This is a genomic window from Pseudomonas sp. LBUM1678 (genome assembly GCF_059695575.1).
Genome location: NZ_CP166775.1, coordinates 5,133,160 through 5,148,991 on the forward strand (window position 1 = coordinate 5,133,160; position 15,832 = coordinate 5,148,991).

Sequence of the window (15,832 nt, forward strand, 5' to 3'; positions counted from 1 at the left end):
TCTGCTTTAAACACGTTTATGTCGGTCTGGCGATAGCGCTGGCGGCGCTCAGTTGTTAAAAGAGACGTCTTTGAAAACTCAACGCGAAAGGACCTCGACCATGCCTGTTACCTTCACCAAAAGCGCCCTGCTGCTGAGCATGCTGCTCGGCTTCGGCCAGGCACAGGCCGCCAACGAGCCCAGCCCGACTGCTCTGGCGACCCGTTTGGGCATCCCGCATCCGGCAGTGATCGCCCACCGAGGCGCCTCCTTCGATGCACCGGAATCCACCGCTGCCGCCTATAAACTGGCTCGCGACCTGGGCGCCGACTACCTGGAAATGGACCTGCAACGCAGCAAGGACGGCGTGCTGTTCGCCCTGCACGACAACAACCTGCAACGCACCACCGACGTCGCTACAAAATTCCCCGATCGCAAGGACAGCCCGGCCAACGCGTTCACCCTCGCCGAACTGAAAACCCTGGATGCCGGCAGTTGGTTCAACACTGCGTACCCGGATCGCGCGCGCCCTTCCTTCGTCGGCCTGAAGATTCTGACCCTCGACGAAATCATCGACATCGCCCAGGGCAATCCGCTGCACAAGCCCGGCCTGTACATCGAAACCAAAGAGCCGAAGCAATTCCCCGGTATCGAAAGCGACCTCAAGGATAAATTGCAGGACCGCGGTTGGCTGAGCCCGGCCGGTTCCAAACTGGCGAAAAGCAATCTGGCGGTCGGCCAGGGCAAAGGCAAAGTCGTGCTGCAAACCTTCGAGAAGAGCAGCCTCGAATTGCTTGAGAAGGAAATGCCGCAAGTGCCGAAAATCCTGTTGCTGTGGGTTGGCGAAGGCAGTATCGAGCCGAAATCCAAAGTGACGTTTGCCGAGTCCGGCGACAAGGACAAAGCGACTTACTACGCCAAACAGGAACCGAAAGACAAAGCCGAATTCCAGCAATGGGTCGAGTACGCCAAGGCCCAAGGCGCCATCGGCACCGGTCCTTCGGCCGCGTTGACCAAGGGTGGAGATCAGAGCTATTCGGACCTTGTGCAACCGTGGATGAACCAGTACACCCACGATCAGGGCCTGCTGGTGCACGTCTACACCATCGATGATGCTGTGGATTACCAGAAAGTCATGGCGGCCGGCGTCGATGGCATCTTCACCAACCGCGCCAGCGAATTGCTGAAGTTCTACAAACGCCCGGCGGCCGGGACGGTTGCGCAGTTGCTGCAGAACAACGGGTATTGATTCTGGACAGTGGTGAGTCCATCGCGGGCAAGCCACGCGCCCACAAAGGATTGCGATCGTTCCGCTTTGCGCAGGAACGATCCGTTGTCTGGAATTAAGGCTGAATTAAGTTGGCGTAGTTAATCTGATCCCACTTAAACAGATCACCCCAAGGAAAGAATCTCATGAAAACCCTGACTGCCCTGTTCACTGCCGCTGCCCTGACCCTCACTGCTGGTCTGGCCCAGGCCGACGTTCGCGTCGACCAGATCCCTGAGCTGGTCAAGAGCGGCAAGATCAAGTCATTGGAATCAATGAACCAGGAGGCGCTGAAACTGCACCCGGGTGCGACCATCACCGACACCGACCTGGACAACCACTTCAATAACTACGAGTACGAAGTGGAACTGAAAACCGCTGACGGCAAAGAATTCGACGTGGACTTCGATGCCACCACCGGCAAAGTCCTGAGCGACAAGCAAGACACCTGATACCCGTATAAAACAAAGCCGCACGATCTTCGGATCGTGCGGCTTTTTTGCATGTCGGATTCACACAAGACTCAGGCGGTCGTGCTGACCAGAGACCCCGACGTACTGGATCGACTGTGTACCGATTCGGCAAGCAAACCGGTACACAGCCCTTTCCATTACGCGCTCAAACGCGCCGTGACTTCATTCAACTGCCCCGACAACCCGTGCAAATTGCGGCCGGCCGCTTCAGTGCGCTGCACGTTGTCCAGGTTGGTACTGGCGATGCTGGTGATTTCGGTGAGGTTGCGCGAGATGTCCTCGGCCACCGAGGTCTGCTCTTCGGCGGCGGTGGCGATCTGACGGTTCATGTCGCGAATGGCTTCTACGGCCTGGGTGATCCGCTCCAGCATGGCGCCGGCCTGGGTCACCTGCTCGACGCTTTCTTCACTGCGCGACTGACCGCTTTCAATCGCCTGAGCCGCGTCCACTGCACCGGTTTGCACGGTCTGGATGATCTGGTTGATCTCGATGATCGACGCCGCCGTGCGCTGGGCCAGGCTGCGCACTTCATCGGCCACCACGGCAAAACCGCGTCCGGCTTCACCGGCACGGGCCGCTTCGATCGCTGCGTTGAGCGCCAGCAGATTGGTTTGTTCGGCGATGCCGCGAATCACTTCCAGCACCTTGCCGATCCGTCCGCTGTCGGTTTCCAGTTGGCGGATGACCGTGGCGGTATTGGCGATTTCGCCACGCATCTGGGTGATGGTGTGAATGGTGCCCTGCATGACTTTTTCGCCCTGCTGGGCGGACTGGTCGGCATCGTCGGCGGCACGTGCCGCATCGGCGGCGTGACGGGCGACTTCCTGTGCGGTGGCAGACATTTCGTTCATTGCCGTGGCCACCTGATCGGTGCGGTTGAACTGTTCGTTGGTGCCACTGGCCATGAGGCCTGCGATCGAATTCAGCTCACCGCTGGCGCTGTCCAGATCCTTGGCGCTGCGCTGCAAACGGTTGAAGGTTTCGGCGAGGAAATCACGCAAGGTGTTGGCCGCTACCGCCAACTTGCCCAGCTCATCCTGACGGGTGCTGGCCACGCGCTCGGCAAACTTGCCCTGGCTGAGTTGCGCCACGTATTCGATCAGTTTGCGGATCGGTTCAACCAGGTTGCGGTTGACCAGCCACAGGCTCAACAGCCCGATCAACAGGCCCGAGGCGAGCATCACAATGATCCCCAGCAACACGGTGCGATCGGCGTCGGCGCTGATCAGCTTCGATTGCTCGGCACCCTGCTTGCGCAATTCGCTGACCAGTTCGCTCATCTGATCGCTGGTTGCACGGTCCACGCCTTTGACGGCCGCGTCGCCCGCCGTTGGATCGGCACCGGCCGCCACATACGCATCACGGCCCTTCTGATAGGCGGCGCCCAGCAGACGGTGTTCGTCACGCAGGCGTTCGATGCGGGTCTTGAGTTGCGGCTCGATGCCCTTCTGCCCGGCCAGTTCACCGAGAATGCTCTGCACATCGCGCTGACGGTCTTCGAACTGCTTCCAGTATTTGTCCCGGTCAGCCGGTTGTTTGCCACGCAGCAGGACGTTTTTCCATTCCTGAACCTGCACCTTGAATTGCAGGTTGGCTTCGTCGATCAACTGCGAGGTGTGCAACGGGCCTTCGATCAGATTCGCGTAACTCTGAACGCCGCCGGACAGAAAGTGAAAGCAGGCCAGGGCGATTAACAGCATCGCCAACAGGCTGCCGCTCAACAAGGCTAAGATTTGTGCTCTCAGGGATTTTTGCAGCATCGAGTGATACTCATGACAGGGGTGAGACACGCAGCAAACACAGCGTGAAAAGGTGTCCGGACATCCCTGTCTGAAACTTGGCTCATGGCCGAAGCCGCGCAAGGTAACTTAAGCGAGATCGGCGTTCCAGAGCGGTTCTTGAATCAAATCCGACCACCGGTAACGCAATCGTTTGCGGTTATTTTATCGTCACAAAACCGTCATCCACAGTTGCGATGATGCGGCTCAAGTGAACCTGGCCATTACTCGACTTGTAGCAGCTGGCGAAGCCTGCGTTCGGCTGCGCAGCAGTCGTGAAATCAGGCGATGCGTTGCGTCAGGAAGACCGCATACTCAGGTTTGACGACTGCTGCGCAGCCGAACGCAGGCTTCGCCAGCTGCTACATAAAGCGACCGACAGTGCTTCCTTCCGCGAGCCACAAAGCGACCGACCGCGCCTCCTTCAGCGAGCCCTCATGAACCACAGCATCGACCAAAGCCATCGCGACCCGGACCTCTTCGGTCTGCTCTACGGTTTCAGTTTTCGCCCCGGCGAGCGTGGTCGGGAGATTGATTCGGCCAAGGCGTTGCAATGCCTGCAACAGCCGGACGAGAGTGACGAATTTCTGTGGCTGCACCTGAACCTCGCGCATGCCGCGTGCGAGCGCTGGATGAAAAGCCATCTGGAACTGCCGGACGAGTTTTTCGAAGCCTTGCACGAAGGCTCTCGATCCACGCGCATCGAGCACGTCGATTCGGCGTTGCTGGCGGTGGTCAACGACGTGGTGTTCAACCTCAGCAGCATGGTTTCGTCCGATGTGTCGACGTTGTGGGTGTGTGCCCGCAGTCGGCTGATCATCAGCGCGCGCCTGCAACCGCTGCACTCGGTGGACAAACTGCGGTCCTCGGTGAAGGCCGGCGAGTGCTTTCGCTCACCGCTGGAATTGCTGGTGCATTTGCTGCGCGATCAGGGCGAAGTGCTGACCCAGATCGTGCGCAAAACCAGCCTCAGTGTCGATCAGATCGAAGATGAGTTGCTGTCGTCGCGGCTGTCGACCAACCGTGCTGAACTCGGTGCCAATCGCCGGGTGCTGGTGCGCCTGCAACGGTTGTTGGCACTGGAGCCAGGGTCGTTGTTGCGGCTGCTGAACCGGCCGCCGCAATGGTTGCAGAAGGAAGACGTGAAGGAGCTGCGCAAATCCACCGAGGAGTTTGCGCTGATCATCAACGACCTCACGGCGCTCGGCGAGCGGATCAAGCTGTTGCAGGAAGAGATTGCGGCCAATCTGAATGAGCAGAGCAACCGCACGCTGTTCACCCTGACCGTGGTGACGGTGCTGGCGCTACCGATCAACATCATTGCCGGTTTCTTTGGCATGAACGTGGGTGGGGTGCCGCTTTCGGGGGATCCGGAGGGGTTCTGGATTCTGGTGGCGCTGGTCGCGACGTTTACCGTGATTGCGGGGCGTTGGGCGTTTCGTAAGCGCCAGGATTATTAATCCTTCAAATCGCGCACTTCACTTGTAGGAGCGAGGCTTGCCCGCGAAGGCGTTTTACCTGATACACCGCCTTCGCGGGCAAGCCTCGCTCCTACAGGGAGCGTGGTAAATTCTGATTAACGAATAAGCAAAAACCCCAAACCCTGACCCAGGGCAGTCTCTCTGTAACATTTTGCAACGATCATGACCGATACCTCATCCCTCCTCAGGATTGTCCGTCATGGCTACGCCTTCCTACACCACCGAAACGCAGGCTCCCGCCAGTAGCGCCAGACCGCAACTCGATAAAAAACCCAGCCTGTTCACCCTCGTGGTGTTTTTCGGCGTGTTGGCCAGCGGGTTATTGTTTACCGCTTACAGCTTGATGCACGACATGCACGAACTCGGCACGGTGGTCACCACCTGGACGCCGTTTCTGCTGTTGGGCGTCGCATTGCTGATCGCCCTGGGCTTTGAATTCGTCAACGGTTTCCACGACACCGCCAACGCTGTGGCCACGGTGATTTACACCAACTCGCTGCCACCGAATTTCGCGGTGGCCTGGTCCGGGTTCTTCAACTTCCTGGGGGTGCTGCTGTCGAGTGGTGCGGTGGCGTTCGGCATCATCGCCCTGCTGCCGGTGGAGCTGATTCTGCAAGTCGGGTCCTCCGCCGGTTTCGCGATGATCTTCGCCCTGTTAATCGCCGCGATCCTGTGGAACCTCGGCACCTGGTGGCTGGGCTTGCCGGCCTCGTCGTCGCACACCTTGATCGGTTCGATCATCGGTGTCGGCGTGGCCAACGCCCTGATGCACGGCCATGACGGCACCAGCGGCGTGGACTGGGCGCAGGCGACCAAGATCGGTTATGCGTTGCTGTTATCACCGCTGGTCGGCTTCGGCTTTGCCGCGCTGTTGCTGCTGGCCCTGCGGGCGTTCGTCAAGAATCGCGCGCTGTACAAGGCACCGGTTGGCAACACGCCGCCACCGTGGTGGATTCGCGGCATGTTGATTGTAACCTGCACCGGCGTTTCGTTCGCCCACGGTTCCAACGACGGCCAGAAAGGCATGGGCCTGATCATGTTGATTCTGGTCGGCACGCTGCCGATGGCTTATGCACTGAACCGCACCATGCCGGCCGACCAGGCGCTGCAATTCGCCGCCGTCGCCGAAGTCACCCAGCAAGCGCTGGTGAAAAGCGCGCCGATGCCGGCCCCGGCCGATCCGCGTCCGGTGCTCTCCGAATACGTGCGCAGCAAGGAAGCCACGCCGCAACTGGTCCCTGCCCTCGCCGCCCTGACTGGCAGCATCGGCGCGCAGGTCAAGGGTTACGGCTCGTTGTCCAAAGTGCCGGCCGAGGCGGTGGGCAACGTGCGTAACGACATGTACCTGACCAGCGAAACCATTCGCCTGATGGACAAGAACAAGATCGGCAACTTCGACGCCGACACCAGCGGCAAACTGCAGCTGTTCAAACAACAGATCGACAACTCGACGCGCTTCATTCCGCTGTGGGTGAAGATCGCCGTGGCGATTGCGCTCGGGCTGGGCACCATGGTCGGCTGGAAGCGCATCGTGGTGACCGTCGGCGAGAAGATCGGCAAGACCCACCTGACCTACGCCCAGGGCGCCTCGGCAGAAACCGTGGCCATGCTGACCATCGGCGCGGCCGACATGTTCGGCTTGCCGGTGTCGACCACTCACGTGTTGTCCTCGGGGGTGGCCGGGAGCATGGTCGCCAACGGCGGCGGCTTGCAGATGAGGACCATCCGCAACCTGCTGATGGCCTGGGTGCTGACCTTGCCGGCGGCGATTCTGTTGTCGGGCAGCCTGTACTGGCTGTTTACCCAAATCTTCTAGCCGCAACACATAACCCTGTAGCAGCTGGCGAAGCCTGCGTCCGGCTGCGCAGCAGTCGTAAAACCATCACGCGCGGTACATCAGACATACCGCGTGTACCGGATTTACGACTGCTTCGCAGCCGGACGCAGGCTTCGCCAGCTGCTACAGGGATTTTTTTGGCCGGGACAACGCATTTCGTCGCAAATTCAGGCATTTGCGTTTTTATTGATCCACCACCCGCCGGATTGCACTTCAGTTTGCTAACGTGTGGCCGACTCTTAAGAGACTCGATGCATTCAGGAGTGGAATCGTGAATCTGTACATTAATCAGCTTCAACAGAAAGCTGACTTCAAAGAAGCCATCTACGCCGGCGACATTTTCCTGAACACTCAGCTGCGCGCTGCCAAAGAGCTGTGTGCGTTCGCCCAGGAAAGCATCACCGCCGCCTTCGACGGCGAGACCAATCACCAGGCGCTGCACACGCTGATGCCGGTGGAAGAATTCGTGGTATTGGTGACGCGCCTCAAGGGCCAGTTCACCAACAGCCAGCGCGCCAAGGACCTGATCCTGTCGTTTATCGACGAGATCGGCGTCGACCCGCGCGAGTACATCTTCGACGTGCCGCGCATTCGCGTGGTGCCGAACTATGACTACCTGCACGCCGGTGTCAGCTATGCCTACAAACCGCATCGCGACACGTGGTACGGCAGCGTCGATTGCCAGATCAACACCTGGATGCCGGTGCACACCATCCGCCCCGACCAGACCATGATGATCAACGCCGGTTACTTCGACGTGCCAGTGAAGAACACCTCCAGCGAATGGAGCCTCAACGACTGGATCAGCAACCAGCGGCACAAGGCCAAGGACAACCTCAAAGAGGAAGTCCGCGTGCACCCGGTGCCGCTGGAAGCGATCAACACCGCGTCTGAAGTGCGCATCGCCGGCAACACCGGTGAGATGCTGATCTTCTCCGGCTCGCACCTGCACGGCACGGTCGCCAACTACACCGAACAAACCCGCTTCAGCGTGGACTTCCGCCTGATGCACCTCGACGACCTCAAGCACAAGCGCGGCGCGATCAACGTCGACAGCGCCTGCCCTGACGTCGGCGCCGGTTTCAAAGACTATTTCCACGCCCACGACTTCTCGAATTTCCAAGGAATCCAGCAATGACCAAGCGTCGCATCACGCCTGCCGAGGCCCAGTACAACGAAACCCGTGCCAACGTTCTGAAACGGGTCGATGCCGAGTACGTGGCCGACGCGCCGTTCGTCTTCGCCAACCGCATCGGCGTCACCGCTGCGCTGTCGCGCATGGAACTGTTCAAGAAAGTCGCTGAAGTACCGGGCGCGATCATCGAGTGCGGCGTGTACAAGGGCAACTCGCTGATGCTGTACATGCACTTGTCGATGATTCTCGAGCCGTACGCGATCAACCGTTCGATCGTGGGCTTCGACACCTTCGAAGGCTTCCAGAGCATCGACAAGAAAGAAGACCCGGCCGACGTCAACGAGACCATGTTCTCCGACACCGACCAGTCGCTGATCCAGGACATGATCGACGCCAACGACCTGCTGCGCCCGGTCAACCGCATCCCGCGTTGCGAGCTGGTCAAAGGCGACATCGTCAAGACCGTGCCTGAGTGGGTCAAGACCCGTCCGGACCTGGTCGTGGCCATGCTGATCCTCGACACCGACCTGTACGAATCGACCAAAGTCGCGCTGGAAACGTTCCTGCCGTACATGCCAAAAGGCGCGGTCGTGGTATTGGACGAAGTGGCTTACCGCAACTTCCCGGGCGAAACCAAGGCCCTGCGTGAAGTGCTGGACCTGAACAAGATCGAACTCAAACGCCTGCCGTTTGATAGCTGCGTAGGCTATTTCCACGTCTAACCCATAACCCTGTGGGAGTGAGACCGGCTTGCCGGCGATAGCGGTCTGTCAGTCAACGATGATGTTGAGTGTGGAGGCCCCATCGCGAGCAGGCTCGCTCCCACATTTGACCGAGTACTTCTTCAGGTTGTGGACTGGATGACACCTGCCAGCCAGTCCATGAACGCTCGCACCCGCAGCGGCAAATGCCGTTGCCGGGCGTAGAGCAGCGAGACCTCCATGGACGGCGCGCTGAACTGCGGTAACACCGCCACCAGATCACCGCTGAGCAAGTGCGATTGCATGCCCTTGATCGGCGCCTGAATCAGACCGAATCCCCCCAGGCACGCCGCTTCATAAGCGTCGGTGCTGTTCACCGTGACGCTGCCCGCCATCGGCAATCGATGCACCGAGCCGTCCACCTCGTACACAAAACCCTCCGAGCGCGAACCCAGTACGCCGACGTAATGGACCAGCCGATGCTGTGCCAGATCCTCAAGACTCTCCGGCATTCCATAGCGTTGCAAGTAGGCGGGACTGGCGCAATTGACCATCGCAAAATCACACACGTGACGCGCGACCACTGATTGATCCGGCTGCGCACCGACCCGCACCACGCAATCAAAGCCTTCCCTCTGCAAATCCACCCGGCGATCCGTGGTGCTGATTTCCAGTTCCAGGTTGGGGTGCAGCGCCATGAATTCCGGCAAGCGCGGCAGCACCATTTGCCGGCCCAGAAAATTCGGCATGTCAAAGCGAATCCGCCCGGTGAGCGAGGCCGCGTCCTGACGAAACAGCCCTTCGATTTCATCCATGTGCGACAACAAGTCCCGGCTGCGTTCGTACAGCACCAGGCCGTCCTGCGTCGCCTGAACCCGGCGCGTGGTGCGTTGCAACAGGCGCGTCCCCAACAAGGCTTCCAACGCCTGAACGTGCTCCGACACGGTCGATCTGGGTACGCCCAGACTTTCGCCCGCCAGGGTAAAACTCGACATCTCGCTGACACGCACGAAGGAACGCAGCAGTTCCAGCTTGTTCATGGGCCGACCCTCTATTGTTCGGTTTAACCGACCAGTGATTCCAGTTTCAGTCTGTTTATCACCATGGGCCGGATAAATAAACTTCCTTCACACCGTTACCCACCACCCTTGAGGAAGTCCCATGAACCGTAAAATCGCACTGATCACTGGCGCCAGCCGCGGCCTCGGCAAAAACGCAGCGCTGCATCTGGCCGCCCAAGGCGTCGACATTATCGGCACCTACAACAGCAAGGCCGATGAAGCGCAGGCACTGGTCGCCGAAATCGAAAGCCTCGGCGCTCGGGCGGTGATGCTGCAACTCGACGTGGGCCAAAGCGAACGTTTCGAAGCGTTCGCCACCGAGGTCGCCGACGTGTTGCGCAGCCGTTTTGATCGCCAGCAGTTCGACTTTTTGCTCAACAACGCCGGCATCGGCCTGACCGCGAATTTCGTCGACACCACCGTCGCCCAGTTCGACTTGCTGATGAACATTCACCTGAAGGGGCCGTTCTTCCTCACCCAGAACTTGCTGCCGCTGATGGCGGAAGGTGGGCGCATCCTCAACGTGTCCAGCGGTCTGACCCGCTTCAGCTTGCCGGGTTACGGCGCTTACGCGGCGATGAAAGGCGCGATGGAAGTGCTGACCCGCTATCAGGCCAAGGAGCTGGGTGCCCGCGGTATTTCCGTGAACACCTTGGCGCCGGGCGCCATCGAAACCGATTTCGGTGGTGGCACGGTGCGCGACAACAGCGACGTGAACAGCTACGTCGCCAGCAATACTGCGTTGGGTCGGGTGGGTCAGCCGGATGACATTGGCGCTGCGATTGCACTGCTGCTGGCGCCGGGTAGCCAATGGATCAACGGCCAGCGCGTTGAAGCGTCGGGCGGGATGTTTTTGTAAGACACCCTCAAGATCAAGAGATCGCAGCCTCGTTTCACTCGACAGCTCCTACATTGGAATGCATCCCCTGTAGGAGCTGTCGAGTGAAACGAGGCTGCGATCTTTTGCGTTTATCCCGAGACAGCCTGGCGCATCACCACTCGCTCCCGCACCACGTCATACGCCCAGTGATAAACGTAGGTGTACGGCAGGAAAAACAGCAGCACGCCGATGTCCAGCAGGAACGCCTGCCACAGGCTGACGTTCAGCCACCACGCAATCAGCGGCACCCCCATCGCGACCAGACCGCCTTCGAACAGCAGCGCATGGACAACCCGCACCCAAGCGTTATGGACGATGCCATAGCGTTTGAGCAAACGGTCGAACAGGCCGTTGAAGACCACGTTCCAGCCCAGGGCAAGCGCCGCAATCACAACGGTGACAGCGCCCATTTCGATCATTGGTTTGTCCATGATCCACGCCAGCAGCGGCGTACAGATCAGGATGGCCAGCACTTCGAACCCGATGGCCTGGAAAATACGTTCAGTGATGGATTTGTTGACGTTCATGATCAGGGCTCCCTGAGTGACTGTGGTTGCCATGATCACGCCTCGCACCGATACTTCATAACCAATAACCATCGATCAAGGCGATAGTTCATGGCTTCTCAGGAAGTGTTGCAGGCGTTTGTCCAGGCGGCGACGCAAGGCTCGTTTTCCGCGGCGGCGCGTAAACTGGGGCGCAGTCAGTCGACCATCAGTGCTGCAGTGGCGAGCCTTGAGATCGATCTGAACCTGACCCTCTTCGACCGCAGCAGCCGCAAGCCGAGCCTGACCCCGGCCGGGCATGTGATGTTGCAACGGGCCGAGGAGATTCTCGCCGCCACCAGCCGCCTGGAAATGACCGCCAGCCAACTGTCTCAAGGGGTTGAGCCGAAGCTGACGGTGGCGATTTCCGACACCTACCAATCCGACCGTTTCGAAGCAGCGTTGAGTGCGTTCGAGCAGCGTTATCCAGACCTTGAACTTGAATGCCTGATCGCTGAATGCGATGACCTGGTGGCCTTGGTGCAAAGCGGTCGGGCGCATGTGGCTTTCGCTGAAAAGCAGGACAGTTACCCGCCGGATCTGGTCAGTTCGACCGTGGAGGAACGGACGGAGATCGCCCTGTTCGTGTCCCGTGAGCATCCGTTGGCGGCGCTGGGTCACATTGATCAACACCTGTTGCAACTGCATCGGGAATTGCGCCTGGCGACGATCGTCAATCCGTATGAAAGCCGTGCGAAGGGACGTGTCTGGTCGGCGCCGAGTTACCTGATGCTGCTGGAAATGGCCCAGGGCGGGTTCGGTTGGGCGCCGTTGCCGCGTTGGCTCGTGGGTCGGTTTGGGGCGGGGACGCTGGTTGAACTGGACGTGCGCGGTTGGCCCAAACCGGTGTTTGTCGATGCCTTGTGGTCACGGCCGCATCCGCCGGGGCCGGCGGGGAGTTGGTTGCTCGGCAAGATGCTGGAATGAAGGTCCTTCGGCCCTTATCGTCGGAACGCCGCCCGGAGCAGGCTCGCTCCCACAGTGGACAGCGGTGGTCACAAAACTTGTGTACACCACCACCTGTAGGAGTGAGCCTGCTCGCGATGGAGCCCGCAAACTCAAATCATTTCAAAGCCTCCCCAGCGAATCTTCGTTACGGCACAAATCCACTGTGGGAGTGAGCCTGCTCGCGATGGGGCCCGCAAACTCACATCACTTCAAAGCCTTGATCCTGGCCTCAATAAACCGCCGCTCCGGCACTTGCTGCGTCAACTCCAGCGCCCGCTCATAAGCCGCCCGTGCCTCCTCAACCCTCCCCAACTGCCGACAAAAATCCGCCCGCGCCGAATGCGCCAAGTGGTAATCCAGCAAATCCCCCCGATCCAGAATCCCTTCCACCAGCACCAACCCCGCTAACGGTCCATCCCGCCTGGAGATCGCCGCCGCACGGTTCAACTCGATGACCGGCGAAGGCACCGCCGCCAACAGCACGTCATACAAACCCACAATCTGCTGCCAGTCCGTCTCCCCCGCCGTGAGTGCTTCGGCATGCACCGCCGCAATCGCTGCTTGCAGGCAATAAGGCCCGAACCGTCCAGTGGTCAGCGCCGCTTCCACCAGCGCGCAACCTTCGGCGATCATCCCGGCATCCCACAACGAGCGATCCTGTTCATCCAGTAAAATCAGCTCACCGCTCGCCGACGTCCGGGCCCGGCGTCGTGATTCATGCAACAGCATCAACGCCAGCAATCCCATCACTTCCGATTCCGGCAGCAACTCCATCAACAATCGCCCGAGCCGAATGGCTTCGCGTGTCAGGTCTTCGCGGGTCAGTTCTGCGCCGACTGACGCCGAGTAACCTTCGTTGAACACCAGGTAAATCACCCTCAGCACACTGTCGAGACGCTCGGGCAGTTCCGCCAGTGTCGGCACTTGATAAGGGATTTTGGCGTCACGGATTTTCGCTTTGGCGCGCACGATTCGCTGGGCGATGGTTGCCGGCGCCGAGAGAAATGCGCGGGCAATTTCCTCCGTGGTCAGGTCACACACTTCACGCAGGGTCAACGGCACTTGGGCGTCCGACGCGAGGGCCGGGTGACAACAAGTGAAGATCAGCCGCAAGCGATCATCTTCCACGTCTTCATCACTCCAGTCGGCCTGCTCCAGCTCCTCCAGTTGAGCAATCAATATTGGCCTGGACGCCGCAAAACGCGCGCGCCGACGCAACACATCAATGGCCTTGAAACGCCCGGTGGACACCAGCCAGGTGCGTGGATTGTCCGGCACGCCGTCACGTTGCCAACGCTCGACCGCGACGAAAAACGCCTCGTGCAAAGCCTCTTCGGCGAGGTCGAAATCGCCAAGCAGACGGATCAGCGTCGCCAGAATCCGCCGCGAGTCTTCACGGTAGACCTGCTCGACCCGCGCCGAGACCGAAACGTCAGGCATCAGTCCGGCATGCCTTCAGTCACCAGCGTCACCAATCGATCGCCGAATTCGGCAGGCTGTTGCTTATACGGTTGGGGACTCACGAGGATCTCCTGTCTTGTGCTTGTTATTCAGGGATTCAATTGGCGAACGGGACGCACCTCGACGCTGCCGACCCGGGCCGCCGGGATGTTGCCGGCGACCTGAATGGCTTCATTGAGGTCCTTGGCATCGATCAGGTAGAAGCCGGCCAGTTGCTCCTTGGTTTCGGCGAACGGGCCGTCAGTGATCGACATCTTGCCGTTGCGCATGCGCACGGTGGTCGCGGTTTGCACCGACTCCAGCGCCTCGGCCGCGATCATCCGGCCGCTGCCCTCGATCGACTCGGCATAGGCCATGCACTCGGCGTCATGGGGACTGTCGGGCTGCGAATGCAACTCCTGTTCGTTGCTGTAGACCAGGCATAAGTACTTCATGTGGGCTCTCCCGGATCGAACTGATCAACTATGGCTGCAGATGGGCGCCTTCGCGACATTCCCGACGAAGCACTCGATTCAGGGTTCAAGGTTGAACAGCACCGTGCCGCTCGTCATGTCGAACGGGGCCGACCAATGTTCGTGGACGATGCGCCATTGCCCCGCGTCGCGCCGATAGCAGGCAGTCACCCGCATCCAGCAGGCCTGGGTTTCACCTTTCTCGTTGGTGCCACCGCAATGGGCCAGCCAGTGGGCGAAGGCGATGTGCTCGTCAGCGACGATGTTCATATGGTCGAAGTCGAACTTATGCGCGCCCTGGCACATCTCCATGCATTCTTCCCAATGTGCGCGGTAAGCCGCCTTGCCCCGGAATTGCAGGGCCTTTACCGCGTCGTAGGAGACGATGTCGTCGCCGTAAAAGGACATGAGTTTCTCGACATCCTTGGCGATTACCGCCTGGCGATAATTGTCGATCAGGGCCTGGATTTCAGTTGTAGCCGTCATGGTGGTTCTCCGTGCTTTTTGTTGTGAAGACACCCTTAGTCGTCTGGCGAACAGCCAAATCGACAGCCGAAATAAAAATAATCCATGAACGCAAACTCGTTAGAATCCGAAACACACTTTGTTGGAAAAAGGACACTCCAGTGACAGCCCGACTCGTGCCTTACGAAAACCTGAACGCGCTCCAGCGCCAGCAGGTCGAGGCCATCGAAGTTCATAAAGAACAGATCAAATTCTCCGGCGACATCCACGGTGCGTTGCACACCTTGCTGTCCAAACCCGGCCCCGGCGTCCAGGGATTTGCGCTGCTGGTCGAGGAGGTTCCCGTGGCGTTCCTGCTGCTGAAACGCCCGCCCGTGTTGCCGGCGTGGGCCGACGAACACAGCGCGACCTTGCATGCGTTGCAAGTCGATCACCGCGCTCAAGGCAAGGGCTATGGAAAAGCCTGCCTGCAAACCCTGCCCGACGTGGCTCGGCAGGCGTTCCCGGAAATCAAAGCGCTGGAACTCTCGGTGGATGCTGACAACGCGGCGGCCATTGCGCTCTATGCAAAATTCGGCTGGGTCGACAGCGGCGAGGCCTACAAGGGCCGGATCGGTTATGAACGGCGCATGAGTCTGATTTTCTGAGGTGGTTATGCTCGACAGCATCGAAGCACTGGAAGCGATCTACGGCCAACCCCACGACCGCGCCGTGCGCAAGCAGATTCCCTTTTTGAACGAGGACTATCAGGCGATGGTCCGCGCCTCCCCGCTGGTGATCATCAGCTCGGTCGGCCCCGATGGCATGGACGGTTCGCCCCGGGGTGATACGCCGGGTTTTGTGCGGATCATCGACCCGCAAACCCTGGCGATCCCTGATCGTCCAGGCAACAACCGCATCGATACGTTGCGCAATGTGGTGCTCGATTCGCGGGTGTCGCTGCTGTTCATCATTCCCGGGATTGGCGAGACGTTGCGGGTCAATGGCACGGCGAAGATCAGCGCGGAACCGGCGTTGCTGGAGAGTTTCGCGGTGAACGGCAAACCGGCGCGCACGGTGATGCTGGTGACGGTGGAAGCGGCCTACTTTCACTGCTCGAAAGCGATTGTGCGTTCGGATTTGTGGAACCCCGAGAAGCATCTGGATCGCTCGGCGCTGCCGACGGCGGGGGCGTTTCACAAGCGCTTGAATGACGGGCAGTTCGATGCCGAAACGTATGACCGGGAAGCGCCGGCGCGGGTGCGGGACAGTCTCTACTGATTAAACACGAAAAAGGGTTGCCTTGATGCACCCCTTGGGGATGTCGGAAGCTGTCAGAGCAATAAGTAGTCGCCGAACAGTTACTTCAGCGTCGCATGGTGCTCCAGAG

16 protein-coding genes are annotated in these 15,832 nt (G+C 59.7%); 10 read left to right on the plus strand and 6 right to left on the minus strand.

Annotated elements, in window-relative coordinates:
- Positions 1-100: 100 nt before the first annotated feature.
- Together ACA070_RS23340 and ACA070_RS23345 are read left to right on the plus strand one after the other, a co-directional pair.
- Positions 101-1,228, plus strand: coding sequence for a glycerophosphodiester phosphodiesterase (locus ACA070_RS23340; RefSeq protein ID WP_497448510.1), 1,128 nt, complete (start codon positions 101-103; stop codon positions 1,226-1,228).
- A gap of 164 nt (positions 1,229-1,392) precedes the next feature.
- Positions 1,393-1,698 carry a PepSY domain-containing protein gene (locus tag ACA070_RS23345; RefSeq protein ID WP_497448511.1) on the plus strand — a complete coding sequence of 102 codons (306 nt, stop codon included), beginning with the start codon at positions 1,393-1,395 and terminating at the stop codon, positions 1,696-1,698.
- Between the two features lie 158 nt (positions 1,699-1,856).
- Here the strand turns inward: ACA070_RS23345 and ACA070_RS23350 are convergent, their stop codons facing one another.
- Positions 1,857-3,479 carry a methyl-accepting chemotaxis protein gene (locus ACA070_RS23350; RefSeq protein ID WP_497448512.1) on the minus strand — a complete coding sequence of 541 codons (1,623 nt, stop codon included), beginning with the start codon at positions 3,477-3,479 and terminating at the stop codon, positions 1,857-1,859.
- Between the two features lie 455 nt (positions 3,480-3,934).
- Here ACA070_RS23350 and ACA070_RS23355 point away from each other — a divergent pair, with 455 nt between their 5' ends.
- The 4 genes from ACA070_RS23355 (at position 3,935) to ACA070_RS23370 (ending at position 8,672) form a co-directional block, all read left to right on the plus strand.
- Positions 3,935-4,957, plus strand: coding sequence for a transporter (locus tag ACA070_RS23355; protein ID WP_461976044.1), 1,023 nt, complete (start codon positions 3,935-3,937; stop codon positions 4,955-4,957).
- Positions 4,958-5,177: 220 nt separating this feature from the next.
- Positions 5,178-6,794: an inorganic phosphate transporter gene (locus ACA070_RS23360; RefSeq protein ID WP_497448513.1), complete on the plus strand. Its 1,617-nt coding sequence runs from the start codon at positions 5,178-5,180 to the stop codon at positions 6,792-6,794.
- A gap of 292 nt (positions 6,795-7,086) precedes the next feature.
- The gene (locus ACA070_RS23365; protein WP_497448514.1) at positions 7,087-7,953 is read left to right on the plus strand and encodes a hypothetical protein; all 867 of its coding nucleotides are present in this window, start codon (positions 7,087-7,089) and stop codon (positions 7,951-7,953) included.
- Positions 7,950-8,672, plus strand: coding sequence for a TylF/MycF/NovP-related O-methyltransferase (locus ACA070_RS23370; RefSeq protein WP_054044827.1), 723 nt, complete (start codon positions 7,950-7,952; stop codon positions 8,670-8,672). Before ACA070_RS23365 ends, ACA070_RS23370 begins: the two co-directional genes overlap by 4 nt.
- A gap of 122 nt (positions 8,673-8,794) precedes the next feature.
- Here the strand turns inward: ACA070_RS23370 and ACA070_RS23375 are convergent, their stop codons facing one another.
- Entirely contained in the window at positions 8,795-9,691 is an 897-nt protein-coding gene (locus tag ACA070_RS23375; RefSeq protein ID WP_497448515.1) for a LysR family transcriptional regulator, read from the minus strand.
- A gap of 121 nt (positions 9,692-9,812) precedes the next feature.
- Here ACA070_RS23375 and ACA070_RS23380 point away from each other — a divergent pair, with 121 nt between their 5' ends.
- Positions 9,813-10,571, plus strand: a complete 759-nt coding sequence (locus ACA070_RS23380; RefSeq protein WP_497448516.1) for an SDR family NAD(P)-dependent oxidoreductase — start codon at positions 9,813-9,815, stop codon at positions 10,569-10,571.
- Between the two features lie 110 nt (positions 10,572-10,681).
- On the opposite strand, the gene ACA070_RS23385 is transcribed toward ACA070_RS23380, so the two are convergent.
- Positions 10,682-11,119, minus strand: a complete 438-nt coding sequence (locus ACA070_RS23385) for a multidrug/biocide efflux PACE transporter (RefSeq protein WP_497448517.1) — start codon at positions 11,117-11,119, stop codon at positions 10,682-10,684.
- A 90-nt stretch (positions 11,120-11,209) separates the two neighbouring features.
- Between ACA070_RS23385 and ACA070_RS23390 the strand changes: the two genes are divergently transcribed.
- Positions 11,210-12,064: a LysR family transcriptional regulator gene (locus ACA070_RS23390; RefSeq protein ID WP_497448518.1), complete on the plus strand. Its 855-nt coding sequence runs from the start codon at positions 11,210-11,212 to the stop codon at positions 12,062-12,064.
- Positions 12,065-12,289: 225 nt separating this feature from the next.
- Here the strand turns inward: ACA070_RS23390 and ACA070_RS23395 are convergent, their stop codons facing one another.
- The 3 genes from ACA070_RS23395 to ACA070_RS23405 all read right to left on the minus strand — a co-directional run bounded on the left by ACA070_RS23395 (position 12,290) and on the right by ACA070_RS23405 (position 14,484).
- Positions 12,290-13,525 carry an RNA polymerase sigma factor gene (locus ACA070_RS23395; protein WP_497448519.1) on the minus strand — a complete coding sequence of 412 codons (1,236 nt, stop codon included), beginning with the start codon at positions 13,523-13,525 and terminating at the stop codon, positions 12,290-12,292.
- A gap of 110 nt (positions 13,526-13,635) precedes the next feature.
- The gene (locus tag ACA070_RS23400) at positions 13,636-13,980 is read right to left on the minus strand and encodes a YciI family protein (protein WP_438662675.1); all 345 of its coding nucleotides are present in this window, start codon (positions 13,978-13,980) and stop codon (positions 13,636-13,638) included.
- 78 nt (positions 13,981-14,058) lie between these two features.
- On the minus strand, positions 14,059-14,484 hold the full coding sequence (locus ACA070_RS23405) for a YybH family protein (protein WP_497448520.1): 426 nt from the start codon (positions 14,482-14,484) through the stop codon (positions 14,059-14,061).
- 140 nt (positions 14,485-14,624) lie between these two features.
- Here ACA070_RS23405 and ACA070_RS23410 point away from each other — a divergent pair, with 140 nt between their 5' ends.
- Both ACA070_RS23410 and ACA070_RS23415 read left to right on the plus strand, forming a co-directional pair.
- Complete coding sequence (locus ACA070_RS23410; protein ID WP_497448521.1) at positions 14,625-15,110, plus strand: GNAT family N-acetyltransferase; 486 nt, start codon at positions 14,625-14,627, stop codon at positions 15,108-15,110.
- 7 nt (positions 15,111-15,117) lie between these two features.
- Entirely contained in the window at positions 15,118-15,723 is a 606-nt protein-coding gene (locus ACA070_RS23415; RefSeq protein ID WP_497448522.1) for a pyridoxamine 5'-phosphate oxidase family protein, read from the plus strand.
- Positions 15,724-15,832: the final 109 nt, after the last annotated feature.

Bases quoted from the DNA above. Each gene is read 5' to 3' on its own strand.
- ACA070_RS23340 (WP_497448510.1), top strand. From the start codon at position 101: ATGCCTGTTACCTTCACCAAAAGCGCCCTGCTGCTGAGCATGCTGCTC.
- ACA070_RS23345 (WP_497448511.1), top strand. From the start codon at position 1,393: ATGAAAACCCTGACTGCCCTGTTCACTGCCGCTGCCCTGACCCTCACT.
- ACA070_RS23350 (WP_497448512.1), bottom strand. From the start codon at position 3,479: ATGCTGCAAAAATCCCTGAGAGCACAAATCTTAGCCTTGTTGAGCGGC.
- ACA070_RS23355 (WP_461976044.1), top strand. From the start codon at position 3,935: ATGAACCACAGCATCGACCAAAGCCATCGCGACCCGGACCTCTTCGGT.
- ACA070_RS23360 (WP_497448513.1), top strand. From the start codon at position 5,178: ATGGCTACGCCTTCCTACACCACCGAAACGCAGGCTCCCGCCAGTAGC.
- ACA070_RS23370 (WP_054044827.1), top strand. From the start codon at position 7,950: ATGACCAAGCGTCGCATCACGCCTGCCGAGGCCCAGTACAACGAAACC.
- ACA070_RS23375 (WP_497448515.1), bottom strand. From the start codon at position 9,691: ATGAACAAGCTGGAACTGCTGCGTTCCTTCGTGCGTGTCAGCGAGATG.
- ACA070_RS23380 (WP_497448516.1), top strand. From the start codon at position 9,813: ATGAACCGTAAAATCGCACTGATCACTGGCGCCAGCCGCGGCCTCGGC.
- ACA070_RS23385 (WP_497448517.1), bottom strand. From the start codon at position 11,119: ATGAACGTCAACAAATCCATCACTGAACGTATTTTCCAGGCCATCGGG.
- ACA070_RS23390 (WP_497448518.1), top strand. From the start codon at position 11,210: ATGGCTTCTCAGGAAGTGTTGCAGGCGTTTGTCCAGGCGGCGACGCAA.
- ACA070_RS23395 (WP_497448519.1), bottom strand. From the start codon at position 13,525: ATGCCTGACGTTTCGGTCTCGGCGCGGGTCGAGCAGGTCTACCGTGAA.
- ACA070_RS23400 (WP_438662675.1), bottom strand. From the start codon at position 13,980: ATGAAGTACTTATGCCTGGTCTACAGCAACGAACAGGAGTTGCATTCG.
- ACA070_RS23405 (WP_497448520.1), bottom strand. From the start codon at position 14,484: ATGACGGCTACAACTGAAATCCAGGCCCTGATCGACAATTATCGCCAG.
- ACA070_RS23415 (WP_497448522.1), top strand. From the start codon at position 15,118: ATGCTCGACAGCATCGAAGCACTGGAAGCGATCTACGGCCAACCCCAC.